Below are 17,196 nucleotides of genomic sequence, written 5' to 3'. Positions count from 1 at the left end.
ATGGTGGGAAGGCTCAGAACGCCATATCCAGCTTCCTGTAGTGGAACATCACTCCCAGCTTAAAGCGCTCCCGGTTTCGGTATCCCCTGGCTTTTATCCTCAGCAGCCTGATCTTGCTGTTCAGAGCCTCCGTATTTCCGTTTGAGACTCTGTGTCGCATGGCATTCAGGATCCCTTACAGCCTTTTTCCTATCGTTTTCGCCGCGTTTTTCATCATGGGAACGTCACTGTTGGCCGCCAGCGCCAGCCATCTCTGCCTGTCATTCCGTCTTTCCTCGCTCCATGGCCTGTTCCAGATATCCTTTGCCAGCTCTTTCAGCGCCCAGCACTGGCTCGTCAGCTTCATCTGTGCACGCAGCCATATCAGCTTTTCCTGCCTGGATTCGGTCATCCACTTATCGCTGTACTGCCACAGGAAGCGGGTCCCCTTTGCCTGACGTCGGCTTTCAACAGGAAGGTGCGGATGTTCATTCTGGCGGGTTTTATCCACCACTTCGCCCAGTTGCTTTGCTACATGGAAGCGGTCGAAGGCGATTTTCTCAACCGCACTGGGTAAGTGGATACGTGCTGCTCTTATATATCCTGCATTCATGTCCATTGAGAGCGTTTTGATAGCCAGCAACTGCCCGTCAGTGAGCGTGCGAAGATAGCCGGCGAGACTCTCTGTGCCGCGATCATCCGTTAAGGCCAGCGCCCGTCCATCGCGATCGGAGATCACCGTTATGTAACGATGCCCTTTTTTAAAGGCGACCTCATCCACATTCATATGACGGGAGGATAATGGCTTTTTTATCCGGGCAAGACCTCGCTTAACGGCCAGGATCATAATGCCGTCAACCGCATTCCAGCTGAGCTTAAGTTGTTTCCTGACAGCATCAACGGTGCTGATTTTCAGCCATGAGAGCACGAACGATTCGAACAGCAGCGTATACCGGCTGCCAGGCCCTGCCCACGGAACAGGCAACGTTTGGCAGCCATGCTCCGGACACATAATGCGGGGAACCTCTGCTTCAACCAGCGTGGTGAACTGGCAGGTATCGAGGTGCCGCCATTTACGATGACGGTGATCGTGAACAGAACAGGATTTACCGCAGGTCGGACAGGCTAACCGGGTGTTTTCAGCGATTCCAACAGTGACAGTAACAGAACCGGCATTTTCATCGAGAGAAAGGGACCTTGCCTGCCACGGAACGGACAGGTTGAGAATATGAGCGTAGAGAGACTTTTCGTCCATGGTGGTGACCTCTGGCGATTAAATGCACCATTATCATGCCTTCAGCCACCACAACAAGAGAAGACCCATATATATACAGTATATCGGCTATGGATGAAAATCAACCTGCTTTTTTGGGAAGCGCTTCGCACAATTGGCATGGCAGTGGGCGGAGATCACATTTTGTGTTTGAAGCCTTACCAACCTTGTGATTAATTACTTTAACACGTTAAGAACACATATACAGACAGAGGATTGATTTTCAATACTAAAGGGTGTTGTATGAATCAGTTATGCAAAAAAAGGATTTTGCAATCAAAAATTTCTTTCTCCTCATTGGGAGAAATTACCACCCGTTCTCAATTTGGCGGTTATAGCATCGCGGCAAATAAAACGATCTTCGGCCTTATCTCCAACGGAGAGCTTTATTTACGTGCGAACAAGCGCTGTGAGCCTCATTTCCTTGCACTGAATATGCCGCACCTGGTTTATACCAAACGGGGCATGCCCGTTCCGTTGAGTTACTATCTGGTGGGGGAAGTCTTATGGGAGGAACCGACTCAGCTGCTGCAATTGGCCAAAATGTCGCTTGAGGGCGCAGAACAGGATAAATCAGAGCGTGAGCACTGCACACGGTTAAAGGATTTGCCCAATCTGAATCACGATCTTGAGCGAATGTTATGGAAGGCGGGAATCAGAAATGCTGACGAGCTGCAACAACACGGTGCAAAGGAGAGCTACTTGAGGTTAAAAGCAGTCAGTAAACATGCCAGTGTGAATATTTTACTGGCGTTGGCGGGCGCGATTTGCAGAACGCATCAGGCCGCTTTGCCAAAAGGGGTAAGAAACGAGCTGATTGAATGGTATAAACACCATTCAGCGCCGTTGCCTAAAACCTGAGACGTCAACTTGCGCGGTATCTTCAAATGTATTAGTCGCGACTTGCTCTGACACTGGACCTTGAAAGGTTGAGAGTTACCGGTTTTGATATGGGTGTCGAATCCTTATACAAAACACGAGGTAACTCTCATGCTTCATACTAACAATCCCATCATCAAACACAAAGCCGGCCTGCTCAATCTCGCCGAAGAACTCGGTAACGTATCAAAAGCCTGTAAAATCATGGGGGTGTCACGCGACACGTTTTATCGCTATCAGGAACTGGCGGCAGAAGGCGGCATTGACGCTCTGGTTAACCAAAACCGCCGGGTTCCCAACCTGAAAAACCGTGCTGATGAAGCCACTGAACGTGCGGTTGTTGATTACGCCATTGAGTTCCCGGCTCATGGCCAGCACCGGACCAGTAATGAGCTGCGTAAAAAAGGCGTCTTCATTTCTGGCAGCGGTGTGCGCTCCATCTGGCAACGACACGATCTGGAAAACTTTCGTAAGCGCCTGAAGGCACTTGAGGAAAAAGTTGCCAGAGAAGGCATCGTACTTACTGATGCTCAAATCGCTGCACTGGAGAAGAAGGCGCACGACGACGAAGCCTGTGGTGAAATAGAGACTGCTCACCCGGGTTATCTGGGGTCGCAGGACACCTTCTACGTGGGTAATCTGAAAGGTGTTGGCCGTATCTACCAGCAGACGTTCGTGGATACGTACTCGAAAGTGGCGCACTGCAAGCTTTACACGAGTAAAGCACCGATCTCTGCCGCCGACCTGCTCAATGATCGCGTGCTGCCGTTCTACGAAGCTCAGGGGCTGCCAATGCTAAGAATACTGACGGACAGGGGGACGGAGTACTGCGGTAAAGTGGAACAACATGACTATCAGCTGTACTTGGCTATCAACGATATAGACCATACGAAAACGAAAGCGATGTCTCCGCAGACAAACGGTATCTGCGAGCGCTTCCATAAAACTATTTTGCAGGATTTTTATCAGGTTGCGTTCCGTAAGACGTTATACGAGGACCTAGAAAGTCTACAAAAGGATCTGGACAACTGGTTGTGGCATTACAATAATGAGCGAACTCATCAGGGTAAAATGTGCTGCGGGCGTACGCCAATGGCCACGTTACTTGATGGTAAACGAGTCTGGGCAGAAAAAAATCTGAACCAGATTTAATCTGACAGACACCTGTATAAATAACCGGTAACTGTCAGATCAGGTCTGAGCTAATACACTTCAAATGCAATGATGCCGCGCTATATGTTTTTATCCTTCGCGTGTTCTCTGCACTATTTTGACCGTGTGTACTATCACCGGATAGCTTCTTTTAACGCATGGTTCCCTTGAACTGGGTCAGTTCTGGCAATACATCGATGATTAGACCAATTTGCTGCAAGACCAGTTTCTCCTTGCTGTCTGGATCAGGGGCAAGTTGCTGTACCTGCTGTTGACGTGCCAACAACCCCTCTCGCTGTGTTTGCACATCAATGTCAGGATGGTGCAGTGCTGCATCAATATAGCAAATAGCGTCATCCTGCAGTTGTAGCGTCTGCGGCAGCACCAGCTTTTCTCGGTGGGCACCGAGTGTAGAAATATAGCTCAACAGCGTATGGTTAAGGCACATAAAGCGAAACGAATCATCGAGCGTATTCCTTATGTAGTGGCACACTGATACTGGCCACCTGAGCGGAGGTGATATGCTCACCTCATCAACACGACAGGTGACCTCATGGGTAAACATTTTACGGCGGAATTTAAGCTCGAAGCCGCAAAGCTGGTTGTCGACCACGGCTACACATACGTTAAGGCCGCAGAGGCGGTTAATGTCAGCCATTCTGCCATTAGTCGCTGGGTCAATAAGCTTCGCCTTGAACGACAGGGAAAAACGCCAACGGGACTTCCTCTTACCCCTGAACAGCTCGAGCTGCGTGAGATGAAGAAAAAAGTCCAATGCCTTGAAATGGAGAACGAAATCCTAAAAAAGGCTACGGCGCTCTTAATGTCGGACTCACTCAACGGTTCACGGTAGTCGACAGGCTGAGGGCGCGATACCCGGTCACGGCGTTGTGCCAAACTTTTGAGGTACATCGCAGCAGCTACAGGCACTGGCAGGCTTCCGCTAATGAACCCGACGGTGAGCGCGTGGTTAAGTGTAGCCGCGTCATGGAAGCCTGGAACGCCAGCGGCGGCTCTGCCGGCGCTCGAAGTATCGCGACCATCGTCACCGGCAGCTCCGGTGTCAAAATGGGGCGCTGGCTGGCTGGCAAGCTGATGAAGGAGCTGGGTATCGCCAGCTGCCAGCGACCGGCTCACAAATACAAACGCGGCGGCAATGAACACGTTGAAATACCGAACTATCTCAACCGCCAGTTCGCGGTTACCGCGCCGGATCAGGTCTGGTGCGGCGATGTGACCTACATCTGGACGGGCAAATGCTGGGCTTATCTTGCGGTGGTGCTAGATCTGTTCGCCCGCAAACCGGTGGGCTGGGCCATGTCGACGTCGCCGGACTCGGCGCTGACAGTTAAAGCGTTGCAGATGGCCTGGGAACTCCGGGGACAACCAACAGGAGTCATGTTCCACAGCGACCAGGGCAGCCACTATACCAGCCGTCAATACCGGCAAGCCCTGTGGCGCTGCCGGATAAAGCAGAGTATGAGTCGGCGGGGTAACTGCTGGGATAATGCGCCAATGGAGCGGTTCTTCCGCAGCCTGAAGACAGAATGGGTGCCGACAAAGGGTTACAACAGCTTCAGCGAAGCCCAGGACGCGATTATCCGCTACATCACGGGGTATTACAGCGCTATCCGGCCTCACTGGTATAACGGCGGCTTAACTCCAAACGAATCTGAGCGACTGTTCTACATACAGTCTAATGCGGTGGCCAATATTAGTTGACCACTACAATACCAATAAGCGTGACGTTTTGCATGATGGCCTTCTCCATAAAGAAACACCTTGTCAGCGTACCGCTCACAGGGTGGGGGTGACCATCTCATTAGGCCAGACCGATGCCGAATAACCACGGGTAAGGAAAAAGCAGTTCTATGGAGACAGACGCGATAAAGAAACAAAGTAGCGTAATAAACAAATTGCGTAATCTGCCGGTTAGCCGATCGTCGAGATCGGTCAGCGCCGCGGCCACTACCCCGAGCGTTAACGGAATGGTAGTCGTAGGTTGGCCCATCCACCAGGGCAGCAACGCGGCAAATCCCACAATCACCACATAGTCAGCCTGTTGCCCCTTGCTGGCCTGCTAAGGCAATAAAAATACGCGCGTTGTACAACCAACCGCTATTGTATAGGTAACGACGGAATCCTGAGATGAATGTCAACAACGTCTGTTCCTTACCAACGGTTAGCGATAGCGACGGCGCGCGTTTCTTTCACGTATCGCCTGTGCCTCTTCAATGGACACCACGCGACGACCTACAGGCAACAGCGCGATGACTGCCAGTTTGAAGTTGGCGATCCCGACAGGAATACCGATAATCGTTAGGCATTGCGCAATGGCGCTGGCAATGTGCGATATACACAGCCACCATCCGAAAAGAATAAACCAAAAGACATTAAGGACTGTCCCGCCCGCGCTCAATACGGCATTTTTACGCTCAGGCTCTACTTCATCGATGTGAACGGCCTCATTGCCGTAAGGGAATAGCGATAGCTTGGTGATTTCCCAGCATGATCGGGTCAGTAGCAATGTGAAAATCAGAACAATGCTGATTAGCGTTGCAATAAACCATGCCAGCGTAGTGAAAAATCCACCCAGCACAAAATTAAGAATGTTCAATACGGCTCGCATTGTTGCTCCATGATGTCAGGCGTAGCGAAGGTCTCGTAAATAGGGCATCTATCATTACAAAATACAGACATCTCATGGCATTGCTTCGGCACACATCGCGTATGATGTCATCAGAAAGAATATTACATCAAGCGCGGGGATATCCTAACGTGTTTTAACACTGGAGAAGGGGTCTGTGTCGCAGGTAAACTACCGAAAAGCCTTTTTTTTCATGGCGTAACGAAAATGGAACTGAAAGCAACCTCTTTAGGCAAAGATCTGGCGCAACACCCCTACAATCGGGTGAAGCTGCTCAATGCGGGCGTTCAGGTGAGCGGTGAGAAACACGAATATGTCATTCCCTTCAACCAGTTGCTGGATATTCAATGCAAGCGTGGGCTGGTATGGGGGGAACTGGAGTTTGTGCTACCAGAAAACCAGGTGGTGCGGCTGCATGGCACCGAATGGCAGGAAACCCAGCAGTTCTACCGCTATCTGATGAAAATGTGGCGTCAGTGGAGTGACGACATGAGCGCGGTGTGTGCCGACGCGTTACAGCGCCAGGTCACCGATATTGAGCAAATGGCGAACCATCATGGGTGGGTTTCACGTCAGGCGTTGACTGAGTTACAGGCAGACATTCGTGCAACGCTCGCTTCCTTGCCGTTGCCTGTCGCAAGGCTGGCGGGGTTTGTGAATTGTTGTGACAGCTACACCCTTTCTCAGCAGTGGCTCGCGGAGGGGGAGTCGTGCAGAACCGTCTGTAACCAAACTTGGATGGAGAAAACGCTCTCCTCAGAGCAGGCGTTTTTTGACGGCGTTGAAACTACTCCGCTTAATGTTTCGCAGTGTCGCGCCGTCATCAATGGTGAAGATTCCGTATTAGTGCTGGCGGGGGCGGGCAGTGGAAAAACGTCCGTATTAGTGGCGCGCGCCGCCTGGTTGCTGCACCGAAACGAAGCGATGCCGGAACAAATCTTGTTACTTGCCTTTGGCCGCAAAGCCGCGCAGGAGATGAATGAACGTATACAGGCGTGCTTACACACGGACGCTGTACAGGCCAAAACATTCCATGCGCTGGCACTGCATATTATTCAGCATGCTACGCGCAAAGCGCCGGTTATCAGCCGATTGGAAAGCAATGGCGCGCTACGACATGAACTGCTGATTAAAACCTGGCAGCAGCAGTGCGCTGAGAAGAAAGCGCAAGCCAAAGGATGGCGGGAGTGGCTGAGCGAGGAAATGGCGTGGGATGTGCCTGACGGCGAGTTCTGGCTGGATGCGCGTCTGGCAGCGCGGCTGAGTGGTCGTTTGGATCGCTGGCTCGGGCTAATGCGTATGCAGGGCGGGAGCCAAAATGACATGCTGGCGCTGGCGGATGATGAGCAGCGCCCGCGATTGCAACGTGGTTTACGCTTGATGGCCCCTTTGCTTAAGGCATGGAAAGCAGCACTGAAAGAAGAAGGCGCGGTGGACTTCTCTGGCCTGATCCATCAGGCGGTAAATTTGCTGAATAAGGGGCGCTTTATCAGCCCTTGGAAGCATATTCTGGTCGATGAATTTCAGGATATTTCTCCCCAGCGTGCGCAATTGTTGGCCGCGCTGCGCAGGCAAAATCTGCGTACCCGCCTTTTTGCTGTCGGTGATGACTGGCAGGCTATTTACCGTTTCAGTGGCGCTGAACTGACGCTGACCACGGCATTTGAGCATCACTTTGGGCGCGGAGAGCGCTGTACGCTGGATACGACCTATCGCTTTAACGATCGTATTGGCGAGATTGCCAATACCTTTGTGCAGCAGAATCCGCATCAGTTAAAGAAGCCTCTTAACAGCTTGCGCGCTGGCGATAAAAAAGCGGTCATGCTGTTGCCTGAAACACAGTTGGAAGCGTTGTTCGATAAGCTCAGCAGTTACGTCACGCCTGATGAGCGTATTCTTGTGTTGGCGCGTTATCACCATTTGCGGCCAGCCATGCTGGATAAAGCAGGTGTGAGATGGCCAAACCTGATTATTGAGTTTATGACAATCCATGCCAGCAAGGGGCAACAGGCTGACTATGTGGTGATTTTGGGATTGAACGATGGCAAAGAAGGTTTCCCCGCCTTGCCGCGTGAAAGTTTGCTGGAGCAGGTTTTGTTACCCCAGCCGGAACCTTTTGCTGATGCGGAAGAACGTCGTTTACTTTATGTGGCGCTAACCCGTGCGAAACACCGGGTCTGGTTGCTCTACGATCGTGACGCACAGTCTGTCTTTGTTGAACAATTACAGCGTATCGGTGTGTCGCTTCAGAGGAAACCTTAATAACAGCGCTGCCAGCAACCGGGTAGTGCTGATGCGCCGCGTTACTTCAGACGCTCATTCAGATAGCGTTGGTAGTCAGGAATGGCGATCTCAACGGGCTGTTTAAAAAGGGCTGAGTTAACCAAAAAGTCAGCGGTGGAACGGTTGGTTGCGACCGGAATATTCCAGACGGTAGCCAAGCGAAGCAGAGCCTTGACGTCAGGATCGTGCGGAACCGCATTTAGTGGGTCCCAAAAGAAGATCATCAGATCGATTTTTCCTTCCGAAATCAAGGCTCCGACTTGCTGGTCTCCCCCCATCGGGCCGCTCAGCATGCTCTTCACTGGAAGCGCAGTGGTGCGTTGGATCAGGTTCCCCGTGGTGCCTGTCGCGTAAAGGTGGTGTTCAGACAGCGTGTTCTTGTGAGTACTCACCCAATCCAGCAGAGCTTGCTTACAGTGGTCGTGCGCCACTAAAGCAATGTGTTTATGTTCAGGAATAGTACGGGTGGTGAGTTCCATGTTTACGTCCTTTCATCAGAATAATAAACACAGATTACGAGAACACTATTTCCCTGAAAAGATGTAGATGAAAAAAATGCGACTAACAACCAACGCATTGATGAAACTGCGGTTAAAATAAGACCCTGTACATGATTCTGTGTAAATGCCTTTCTCAGTAGTGACCGTCCAGGCGGTCACCGAACTCGATAATAAAACGGCTCATTGCCATACGCCAGTCCCGCAGTGGCATCGTCCATTTCTGTGAGGCCGACTGGATTGCCAGCCACACCACCTTTTTCACTGCGTCGTCAGTCGGGAACACCTTGCGTTTTTTAATCGCATGCCTGATCACACTGTTCAGCGACTCGATGGCGTTGGTTGTGTCGATGACTTTGCGGATATCTGCCGGGTAAGCGAAGAACGTTGCCAGATTGCTCCAGTTCGTCTGCCAGCTCCGGCTTATCTGTGGATAGCGGCTGTCCCATGCGCTGGCGAATGCTTCCAGCCCCTGCTGGCCTGCTTCTTCCGTAGCGGCCTGATAGATGGCTTTCAGGTCGCGTGTGACGGCTTTGTAGTCCTTCCAAGAGACGAACCTCAGGCTGTTGCGTACCATGTGCACGATGCACAGCTGGATGCGGGCTTCCGGAGACACCGCGTTGATGGCGTCCGGGAAGCCTTTCAGACCGTCGACACAGGCGATGAGGATATCGTTCAGGCCGCGGTTTTTTAGTTCTGTCAGCACATTGAGCCAGAACTTCGCGCCCTCGTTTTCGGCCAGCCACATACCCAGCAGTTCTTTCTGGCCCTCGATGTTGATACCCAGTACCAGGAACACGGATTTATTGATGACGCGACTGTCCTGCCGGACCTTCAGGATGATACAGTCAAGGTAAACAATGGGATAGACTGCATCCAGTGGACGATTTTGCCATTCAGTAACCTGTTCCATCACGGCGTCGGTGACCTTCGAGACCAGCGCCGGTGAGACATCCGCGTCATACAGCTCGTTGAACGCAGACGCTATCTCGCGGGTGGTTATCCCTCTGGCGTACAGGGACAGGATTTGGTTATCCATCCCGGTGATCCGGGTCTGGTTTTTCTTCACCTGTTGTGGTTCGAAGGAGCCATAACGATCGCGCGGAGTACGTAGTTCCAGAGGGCCATCGCCGGTGGTCACGGTGTTTGTGGAATAGCCGTTGCGGGAGTTGGCCCCCGGTTTGGGCCACCTCGTTATACACATCTCTGTTCGTGCCTGAGCGCGCGTAGCGTTTCGGCGGCCGTCATGACTTTCTGCAAGCCTTTCCAGATAGTTTTTGCGCCTGGTTCACCGTCGCCTTTTCGAGCAAGAAAGCCTCCGAGTTGCGCAACTAAGCGCAATACTTCGTTTAGCTTAGGGCGGCCCTTGGGCATACGCTTGTTCATCAGTAGGTAAGCGCCATGAGTCTCGTCGGAATCAAAGAACAACATTGCGTCTAGCTCTGGACAGGTTCGTCCCATACGCATTAAATAGGCGATGCGCCATGCCACGATCATGAACAGCGCCAATGCCCGCTCAATGCGATCCACGGTCGATAACTGTAACGCTTCGACACAGCAGCCGTTCTTCAGCACATTGAAGAACATCTCGATTTCCCATCTAGCCCGATACCAGTCGATCAGCTCCACGATATCTTCTCGTCCTTCAGGTACGCGATTGCTCAGCAACCGCCACTCGACCGGCTTCACGCCTGCTGGCGGCTCAATTTCCTTGGCTATCACACAAGTCACTGCCAACCCGCAACGCAGCGACACTCGCTTCACGCGCAGCGCCTGTTTCACCGTACGCGCCTTCTGCCCCGCGCGAGCCGCCATAACGAATTGGATTTCTCCCACCGGCACGGTCTTTCCAACCTTCTGCCAAAGCTTCTCATTACAGTCCAGACTGCGATTATGAGTCGAGCGGATCAACCAGTCAGCCGGAGTGCCAAGGTCATCAGCGAGCTGCATCAACGCCTTGATATCCGCTTCGCGATCGGCTAAGTACACCAGACGTGTGTTTGGCAACTCCGAGGCGAGTTCAGCAACTCGCTCGTATCCCTCGAGCCAGCGCGTACTCTCCTTGAGCCCATCGCGTTTTCCGTCTGCATCCTTCGGCTCTCTTGCCCACATCCACGCATCCAGTACGCCCAACCCCACGCGATCCGGACTGACCGCGTAGGTCGGATGCAGATACAGACCACGCCTGGCTTCGTAGTTCAAGGGACCCAAGCCTTGGATTTGCTGCCCGTTGAAGTCAAGCTCGGTAGTGTCTTGGATACACAGCACAACCTCGTGTTCTCGGATCCTTTCCTGCGTACGCTGCCAGTGAGGTTGCAGAATGTCTCGCCATTCGAATGCTTGGTTCTCCATGAAGCGGTAAGCACCCAGCGTCTCAGACCATCCGAGGCACGCATGCGGAATGCTGGCTTGCGGATTCTCAGCCAGCCGTATCAAAAGCCCTTTGGCACGCTTATTGAGCCTCGTGTTACCAAGATTTACCCCTTCCAGTTCTTGGTGTGCCCAGCCATCTGAATCCCGTGTCATTTTTCAGCGCCGTAAATGGCGATAGTACACGTCGGTTTCACTTCATTTACAACCCCACCGGCTGCCTATTTCAGCCCGCTAACCCTTGGCATATAAGGCGTTGCGGACTTGTGTATAACGAGGTGGGTTTGGGCTGATTTTTATCGTAGCCCAGATGGTGGGACATTTCGGCGTTGAGAGCAGCCTCAACGCTGATTTTCTTCAGCAGGCGATCGAATTGGCTGAGAGCGTCAGGGGTTTTGAGATTTTTGGCCAGTTCGTTAGCCAGAGCCTGCAACTGTTTTTCGTCCATAAATTAACCTGTTTTTGATGTTGGATTGAACATATCAAAATCAGGCAATTACACAAATTTATGTACAGGGTCATGCGGCACGCAATATCAACTACGCCAATAGAGGTACTTCGCGCCGCGTCGCTTTTCATGCTGCGCAGCATCAAGTAGAATGCCCCTACTCGAAGACCATACTAATGTCGGCATTACTCTTGACGGCATTTATTCAAGAATGACCCAATGACCCTGCTTGCGCTTGGCATCAACCACAAAACCGCTCCAGTATCACTCAGGGAACGTATCGCGTTTTCCCCTGATGCGCTGGGTGATGCTTTGCACAGCCTGCTTGCGCAGCCGTTGGTGCAGGGTGGGGTTGTGCTGTCTACCTGCAATCGTACTGAGCTGTATCTCAGTGTCGATGAGCGGGAGAACCAGCGCGAACAGTTGGTTGACTGGCTGTGCCAGTTCCACCATCTGAACCCTGATGAACTGAAAAACAGCCTCTACTGGCATCAGGATAATGCGGCGGTTAACCACCTGATGCGTGTTGCCAGCGGATTGGATTCGTTGGTGCTGGGCGAGCCGCAAATTCTTGGGCAGGTTAAAAAAGCCTTTGCCGAATCCCAACGCGGTCACTCTCTCTCCAGCGAGCTGGAACGTTTGTTCCTGCGTTCGTTCTCGGTGGCAAAACGGGTGCGCACGGAGACGGATATCGGCGCCAGTGCGGTGTCGGTGGCGTTTGCTGCCTGTGCGTTGGCGCGGCAGATTTTTGAGTCACTGGTGGGTGTTACCGTGCTGCTGGTTGGTGCGGGAGAAACTATTGAACTGGTGGCGCGCCATTTACGCGAACATCAGGTGAAGAGCATGGTGATTGCCAACCGCACCCGCGAACGCGCGCAAGTCCTTGCCGCTGAAGTGGGCGCTGAAGTGATCACGCTGGGCGAACTGAACGACTATCTGGCGCAGGCCGATATCGTCATCAGCTCCACCGCGAGTACGCTGCCGATTATTGGAAAAGGCATGATGGAAAGGACGCTGAAAGCGCGACGTAACCAGCCAATGCTGATGGTGGATATCGCCGTCCCGCGCGATATCGAGCCGGAAGTGGGTAAGTTACCCAACGTTTATCTGTATAGCGTGGACGATTTGCATGCCATCATTCAGCACAACATGGCGCAACGTCAGGCCGCAGCGGTGCAGGCTGAATCCATCGTGCAGCAAGAATCTGCCGATTTTATGGCCTGGTTGCGTGCGCAATCTGCGGTGGAAACCATTCGAGAATACCGTTCACAGGCAGATGCGATTCGTGCGGAAATGACGGCGAAAGCGCTTGCAGCTATTCAGCAAGGCAACGACGTCGAAGCGGTGCTGGACGCATTAACCTCGCGTCTCACTAACCGCCTCATTCATGCGCCTACCGCCGCGTTGCAGCAGGCTGCCCGCGATGGCGATCTGAACCGATTACACTTTTTACGCGATAGCCTCGGGCTGGACTAGCCGCCCTCCATTCTTAGTTGACAGGAATTAACCGCACGCATGAAGCCTTCTATTGTTGCCAAACTGGAAGCGTTACAAGAACGTCACGAGGAAGTACAAGCCTTGCTGGGTGAGCCGAGCGTTATCTCCGATATGGAGCGCTTTCGCGCGTTATCTCGCGAATATGCCCAGTTGGCGGACATCACGCGCTGTTTTCAACGCTGGCAGCAGGTGCAAGAAGACAGTGAAACCGCAGAATTGATGCTGGACGATGCGGAAATGCGCGATATGGCGCAAGAAGAATTAAAACAACTGAAGATTGACGGCGAGGCGCTGGAACAGCAGCTTCAGGTGCTGTTATTGCCGAAAGATCCGGACGATGAGCGCGGTTGCTTCCTTGAAGTGCGTGCAGGCACCGGCGGTGATGAGGCCGCACTGTTTGCGGGCGATCTGTTTCGCATGTACAGCCGTTATGCTGAATCGCGCCGCTGGCGAGTGGAAATCATGAGTGCCAGCGACGGTGAGCATGGTGGCTATAAAGAGGTGATCGCCAAAGTGAGTGGCGATGGTGTTTATGGACAGTTGAAATTTGAGTCGGGCGGCCACCGCGTGCAGCGCGTGCCTGCCACAGAATCGCAGGGGCGTATTCACACCTCAGCCTGTACGGTCGCGGTAATGCCCGAGGTGCCCGAAGCGGAAACCCCCGATATTAATCCGGCGGATTTGCGTATTGATACCTTCCGTTCTTCCGGTGCCGGTGGTCAGCACGTTAACACCACTGACTCAGCCATTCGTATCACCCACTTACCGACCGGAATTGTTGTCGAATGTCAGGATGAGCGTTCCCAACACAAAAACAAGGCGAAGGCCATGTCGGTGCTGGTTGCGCATATACGCGCAGCAGAAGTGCAAAAACGTCAGCAGGAAGAAGCATCGACGCGTCGTAACCTGTTGGGCAGCGGCGACCGTTCCGATCGTATCCGCACGTATAACTTCCCGCAGGGGCGCGTGACCGATCACCGCATTAACCTGACGCTTTACCGACTGGATGAAGCGATGGAAGGCAAGATGGATATGCTGATCCAACCCGTGGTGCAAGAGTATCAGGCCGATCAGTTGGCTGCGCTGTCTGAGCAGGAATAATGGATTACCGCACCTGGGTGGCAACGGCGCTACAGCAGCTGACCCACAGTGAAAGCCCGAAGCGTGACGCAGAAATTCTGCTGGAACACGTTACGGGCAAAGGGCGCACGTTTTTGCTGGCGTTTGGCGAAACCTTGCTTGATGACGCGCAGCTTCAGCGCCTGTCGGCGCTGCTGGCCCGTCGCATCAACGGTGAGCCAGTGGCTTATTTGACGGGCGCACGTGAATTTTGGTCTCTGCCACTGGCTGTCTCCCCGGCAACGCTGATTCCACGTCCAGACACTGAGTGTCTGGTGGAACAAGCGTTGCAGTGCATGGCGCAGTTCAGTGCTCCGACGGTGCTTGATTTGGGCACCGGAACCGGAGCGATCGCGCTGGCTTTGGCGAGCGAACGCCCGGATTGCACCGTGACCGGGGTTGACGTTCAGCCGGACGCGGTGACATTGGCACAACGCAATGCGGCGACATTGCAATTGTCCAATGTGCAATTTCTGCATGGTAATTGGTTTGAACCGGTCGCGCCCATGCGTTTTTCCGTGATTGTCAGCAACCCGCCTTATATCGATGCCGAAGATATCCACCTGCGTGAAGGGGATGTGCGCTTTGAACCGCTCAGTGCACTGGTGGCCGCCGAAGGCGGACTGGCGGATTTGAGCTGGATTATCCAACAGGCTCCGCAACATTTGAAAAATGCGGGCTGGTTACTGTTAGAGCACGGTTGGCAGCAAGGTGAACCAGTGCGGCAGTTGCTGCAACAGCGCGGTTTTGAGCAGGTTGCCACCTGCCGCGATTATGGTGGTAACGAGCGGGTGACGCTGGGGCAGTGGCCGGCGGCAGAGGGAGATGCCTGATGTCGTACCACGCCGTTGTTCTCACGGTGCACGTGCTTACTGCTGTTGTAACGATTGGCCTGTTTGTGACACGTTTTTATTGGCTGTGCCGCCACTCTCCCGCGTTGCAACAGCGCTGGGTCAGGGTAGTGCCGCACATTAACGATACGCTACTGTTAGCGAGCGGTATTGCACTGATCGTTATCAATCGCTTTTATCCTTTCTCTGTGCCAGAAAGCTGGCTGACGGCGAAGCTGTTTGGCGTTATCATTTACATTTTACTGGGACACATCGTGCTGGGTCGACGCCAACGCAGCCTGAGTCTGCGTTGGGTAGCGTTTATCCTTGCCTTGGTGTTTTTCTTTCTGATTGCACTGGCAGCAATCACTAAACTCGCATTTCTGATGGAATAACTATGAGTTCTATTGCGGATTTTGAATTCAATCAGTCGCCGTTAAGTGAAGGGGTTATTTTAGTTTCACAGAGAGTGCGAAGTGACTTCTCCGCCCTGAATGTACGCAAGAAACTGCAACAGTTGGTTTATGAAGCGCGTAAAGCCATTCCCCGCGATCTGGATCAGGATCAACAACTGGATATGTTGTTGATGCTTTTTTACCACACATGGGGATTTGGCGGTGCCAGTGGTGTTTACCGTTTATCCGATGCGCTGTGGCTAGATAAGGTGCTGGAATCCCGCCAGGGAATGCCAGTATCGCTGGGAATTGTGTTCTTGCATATCGCTCACGCCTTGGATCTCCCCATGATGCCGGTGATTTTCCCGACACAGTTGATCCTGCGCGCGGACTGGATGGATAACGAGATGTGGCTCATCAATCCGCTCAATGGCGATACTCTGAGCGAACATGTGCTGGATGTGTGGCTTAAAGGTAACATTGGCCCGTCTACGCAACTGATGAATGAAGATCTGGACGAAGCGGAAAACGTGCTGATTGTACGCAAATTGCTTGATACGTTAAAAGTGGCGCTGATGGAAGAGAAGCAGATGGAACTTGCGTTGCGGGCCAGTGAAGCCGTGCTGCAATTCGATCCGGAAGACCCTTATGAAATTCGCGATCGCGGCTTGATCTATGCACAATTGGACTGCGACCATATCGCGGTGTCTGATTTAATCTACTTCGTGGAACAGTGCCCTGAAGATCCGGTCAGTGAAATGATCAAAGTGCAAATTCACTCGATAGAGCAAAAACATATTGTATTGCACTAACGCATTTTTTTAATGTTAATCACTGCGATAAGGTAACAGCATGAAGAACAAAGTGGTCAAGGTTGGTGATATTCCTGTTGCCAACGACGCGCCTTTTGTCCTGTTTGGCGGCATGAATGTGCTTGAATCGCGCGATCTCGCCATGCGTATTTGTGAACATTACGTCACCGTAACGCAAAAACTGGGCATTCCCTACGTGTTCAAGGCCTCCTTCGACAAGGCTAACCGCTCCTCCATTCACTCTTATCGTGGGCCGGGTCTGGAAGAGGGCATGAAGATCTTCCAGGAACTGAAACAGACCTTCGGTGTGAAGGTTATAACGGATGTGCACGAAGCACAGCAGGCGCAGACCGTCGCCGATGTGGTGGATGTGATCCAGCTACCGGCGTTTTTGGCGCGTCAAACCGATCTGGTTGAGGCTATGGCGAAAACCGGCGCGGTGATCAACGTGAAAAAACCGCAGTTTATCAGCCCAGGACAAATCGGCAATATCATTGACAAGTTCAAGGAAGGTGGCAACGAGCAGGTAATTTTGTGCGATCGTGGCAGCAACTTTGGTTATGACAACCTGGTTGTGGATATGTTGGGTTTCAACGTCATGAAGCAGGTGTCTGGCGGCTGCCCGGTGATTTTTGACGTGACTCACGCATTGCAATGTCGCGATCCTTTCGGTGCGGCCTCCGGTGGTCGTCGTGGTCAGGTCACTGAGCTGGCACGAGCAGGCATGGCGGTTGGTTTGTCAGGGTTGTTTATTGAAGCACATCCGGATCCGGCCAACGCGAAATGCGACGGTCCGTCTGCATTGCCGCTGAATAAGCTGGAACCCTTCTTGCGGCAAATTAAAGCGATTGATGATCTGGTCAAACAGTTCCCGGAACTGGATACCAACAACTGATTATTCGCGTTTAATTATCCGCTCTAAAAGCCGATTCTCGCCTACCATAGTCATTCCCGCGAAAGCGGGAATTTCGTGCAGAAGAAACGCATTTATTCTCACAGAGCTCCCCGACTTTCG

The 17,196-nt window shown here is 52.6% G+C and carries 14 protein-coding genes and 4 pseudogenes; 10 read left to right on the top strand and 8 right to left on the bottom strand.

What is annotated here, in order from left to right:
* Positions 1–13: 13 nt before the first annotated feature.
* Positions 14–1,234: pseudogene (locus ACWWJF_RS23365) on the bottom strand (ISL3 family transposase).
* A gap of 261 nt (positions 1,235–1,495) precedes the next feature.
* On the opposite strand from ACWWJF_RS23365, the gene ACWWJF_RS23360 reads away from it, so the two are divergent.
* Both ACWWJF_RS23360 and ACWWJF_RS23355 read left to right on the top strand, forming a co-directional pair.
* Entirely contained in the window at positions 1,496–2,113 is a 618-nt protein-coding gene (locus ACWWJF_RS23360) for a TfoX/Sxy family DNA transformation protein (protein WP_430359379.1), read from the top strand.
* A 129-nt stretch (positions 2,114–2,242) separates the two neighbouring features.
* Positions 2,243–3,283, top strand: a complete 1,041-nt coding sequence (locus ACWWJF_RS23355; protein ID WP_455868660.1) for an IS481 family transposase — start codon at positions 2,243–2,245, stop codon at positions 3,281–3,283.
* A 151-nt stretch (positions 3,284–3,434) separates the two neighbouring features.
* Here ACWWJF_RS23355 and ACWWJF_RS23350 read toward each other — a convergent pair whose 3' ends face one another.
* Positions 3,435–3,731 (bottom strand): hypothetical protein, encoded by a 297-nt coding sequence (locus ACWWJF_RS23350; RefSeq protein ID WP_455871284.1) that lies wholly within the window; start codon positions 3,729–3,731, stop codon positions 3,435–3,437.
* A 105-nt stretch (positions 3,732–3,836) separates the two neighbouring features.
* On the opposite strand from ACWWJF_RS23350, the gene ACWWJF_RS23345 reads away from it, so the two are divergent.
* Positions 3,837–5,005, top strand: a protein-coding gene (locus ACWWJF_RS23345) for an IS3 family transposase (RefSeq protein WP_455868400.1) whose coding sequence is annotated in 2 segments (ribosomal slippage) — positions 3,837–4,092 and positions 4,092–5,005 — 1,170 coding nt in all. Because the reading frame shifts where the segments join, the coding sequence is not laid out codon by codon here.
* A 106-nt stretch (positions 5,006–5,111) separates the two neighbouring features.
* Here the strand turns inward: ACWWJF_RS23345 and ACWWJF_RS23340 are convergent.
* Positions 5,112–5,445: pseudogene (locus ACWWJF_RS23340) on the bottom strand (FUSC family membrane protein); the annotation flags it as partial.
* 20 nt (positions 5,446–5,465) lie between these two features.
* Positions 5,466–5,912, bottom strand: coding sequence for a YccF domain-containing protein (locus ACWWJF_RS23335; RefSeq protein WP_455870701.1), 447 nt, complete (start codon positions 5,910–5,912; stop codon positions 5,466–5,468).
* Positions 5,913–6,137: 225 nt separating this feature from the next.
* Here ACWWJF_RS23335 and helD point away from each other — a divergent pair, with 225 nt between their 5' ends.
* On the top strand, positions 6,138–8,192 hold the full coding sequence (helD, locus tag ACWWJF_RS23330; protein ID WP_455870700.1) for a DNA helicase IV: 2,055 nt from the start codon (positions 6,138–6,140) through the stop codon (positions 8,190–8,192).
* A gap of 41 nt (positions 8,193–8,233) precedes the next feature.
* Here helD and ACWWJF_RS23325 read toward each other — a convergent pair whose 3' ends face one another.
* The 4 genes and pseudogenes from ACWWJF_RS23325 to ACWWJF_RS23310 form a co-directional block, all read right to left on the bottom strand.
* Positions 8,234–8,692: a methylglyoxal synthase gene (locus ACWWJF_RS23325; RefSeq protein ID WP_264627459.1), complete on the bottom strand. Its 459-nt coding sequence runs from the start codon at positions 8,690–8,692 to the stop codon at positions 8,234–8,236.
* A gap of 154 nt (positions 8,693–8,846) precedes the next feature.
* A pseudogene (locus ACWWJF_RS23320) lies at positions 8,847–9,896 on the bottom strand (IS256 family transposase); the annotation flags it as partial.
* An 8-nt stretch (positions 9,897–9,904) separates the two neighbouring features.
* Positions 9,905–11,236 (bottom strand): IS4 family transposase, encoded by a 1,332-nt coding sequence (locus tag ACWWJF_RS23315; RefSeq protein ID WP_455870699.1) that lies wholly within the window; start codon positions 11,234–11,236, stop codon positions 9,905–9,907.
* A 124-nt stretch (positions 11,237–11,360) separates the two neighbouring features.
* Positions 11,361–11,528: pseudogene (locus ACWWJF_RS23310) on the bottom strand (IS256 family transposase); the annotation flags it as partial.
* Positions 11,529–11,747: 219 nt separating this feature from the next.
* Here ACWWJF_RS23310 and hemA point away from each other — a divergent pair.
* Genes hemA through kdsA form a run of 6 tightly spaced genes read left to right on the top strand, consistent with a single transcriptional unit; the run spans position 11,748 to position 17,076 of the window.
* A complete protein-coding gene (gene hemA, locus ACWWJF_RS23305) occupies positions 11,748–13,004 on the top strand; it encodes a glutamyl-tRNA reductase (protein ID WP_455870698.1) in 1,257 nt (418 codons plus the stop codon).
* A gap of 39 nt (positions 13,005–13,043) precedes the next feature.
* Positions 13,044–14,126, top strand: a complete 1,083-nt coding sequence (gene prfA / locus ACWWJF_RS23300; protein ID WP_455870697.1) for a peptide chain release factor 1 — start codon at positions 13,044–13,046, stop codon at positions 14,124–14,126.
* The gene (gene prmC / locus ACWWJF_RS23295; protein WP_455870696.1) at positions 14,126–14,977 is read left to right on the top strand and encodes a peptide chain release factor N(5)-glutamine methyltransferase; all 852 of its coding nucleotides are present in this window, start codon (positions 14,126–14,128) and stop codon (positions 14,975–14,977) included. The genes prfA and prmC overlap by 1 nt, the downstream gene beginning before the upstream one ends.
* On the top strand, positions 14,977–15,369 hold the full coding sequence (locus ACWWJF_RS23290; protein ID WP_455871230.1) for a SirB2 family protein: 393 nt from the start codon (positions 14,977–14,979) through the stop codon (positions 15,367–15,369). The genes prmC and ACWWJF_RS23290 overlap by 1 nt, the downstream gene beginning before the upstream one ends.
* A 2-nt stretch (positions 15,370–15,371) precedes the next feature.
* A complete protein-coding gene (gene sirB1, locus ACWWJF_RS23285; RefSeq protein ID WP_455870695.1) occupies positions 15,372–16,181 on the top strand; it encodes an invasion regulator SirB1 in 810 nt (269 codons plus the stop codon).
* Between the two features lie 40 nt (positions 16,182–16,221).
* Positions 16,222–17,076, top strand: coding sequence for a 3-deoxy-8-phosphooctulonate synthase (kdsA, locus tag ACWWJF_RS23280; RefSeq protein ID WP_455870694.1), 855 nt, complete (start codon positions 16,222–16,224; stop codon positions 17,074–17,076).
* The last annotated feature ends 120 nt before the right edge of the window (positions 17,077–17,196 follow it).

This window comes from Symbiopectobacterium sp. Eva_TO, from assembly GCF_053848865.1.
The sequence above is the reverse complement of the archived record's forward strand: the minus strand, read 5'-3'. Positions and strand labels throughout refer to the sequence as shown.

Bases quoted from the DNA above. Each gene is read 5' to 3' on its own strand.
- ACWWJF_RS23355 (WP_455868660.1), top strand. From the start codon at position 2,243: ATGCTTCATACTAACAATCCCATCATCAAACACAAAGCCGGCCTGCTC.
- sirB1 (WP_455870695.1), top strand. From the start codon at position 15,372: ATGAGTTCTATTGCGGATTTTGAATTCAATCAGTCGCCGTTAAGTGAA.
- kdsA (WP_455870694.1), top strand. From the start codon at position 16,222: ATGAAGAACAAAGTGGTCAAGGTTGGTGATATTCCTGTTGCCAACGAC.
- ACWWJF_RS23350 (WP_455871284.1), bottom strand. From the start codon at position 3,731: ATGTGCCTTAACCATACGCTGTTGAGCTATATTTCTACACTCGGTGCC.
- prfA (WP_455870697.1), top strand. From the start codon at position 13,044: ATGAAGCCTTCTATTGTTGCCAAACTGGAAGCGTTACAAGAACGTCAC.
- ACWWJF_RS23315 (WP_455870699.1), bottom strand. From the start codon at position 11,236: ATGACACGGGATTCAGATGGCTGGGCACACCAAGAACTGGAAGGGGTA.
- prmC (WP_455870696.1), top strand. From the start codon at position 14,126: ATGGATTACCGCACCTGGGTGGCAACGGCGCTACAGCAGCTGACCCAC.
- helD (WP_455870700.1), top strand. From the start codon at position 6,138: ATGGAACTGAAAGCAACCTCTTTAGGCAAAGATCTGGCGCAACACCCC.
- ACWWJF_RS23325 (WP_264627459.1), bottom strand. From the start codon at position 8,692: ATGGAACTCACCACCCGTACTATTCCTGAACATAAACACATTGCTTTA.
- ACWWJF_RS23335 (WP_455870701.1), bottom strand. From the start codon at position 5,912: ATGCGAGCCGTATTGAACATTCTTAATTTTGTGCTGGGTGGATTTTTC.
- ACWWJF_RS23290 (WP_455871230.1), top strand. From the start codon at position 14,977: ATGTCGTACCACGCCGTTGTTCTCACGGTGCACGTGCTTACTGCTGTT.
- ACWWJF_RS23360 (WP_430359379.1), top strand. From the start codon at position 1,496: ATGAATCAGTTATGCAAAAAAAGGATTTTGCAATCAAAAATTTCTTTC.
- hemA (WP_455870698.1), top strand. From the start codon at position 11,748: ATGACCCTGCTTGCGCTTGGCATCAACCACAAAACCGCTCCAGTATCA.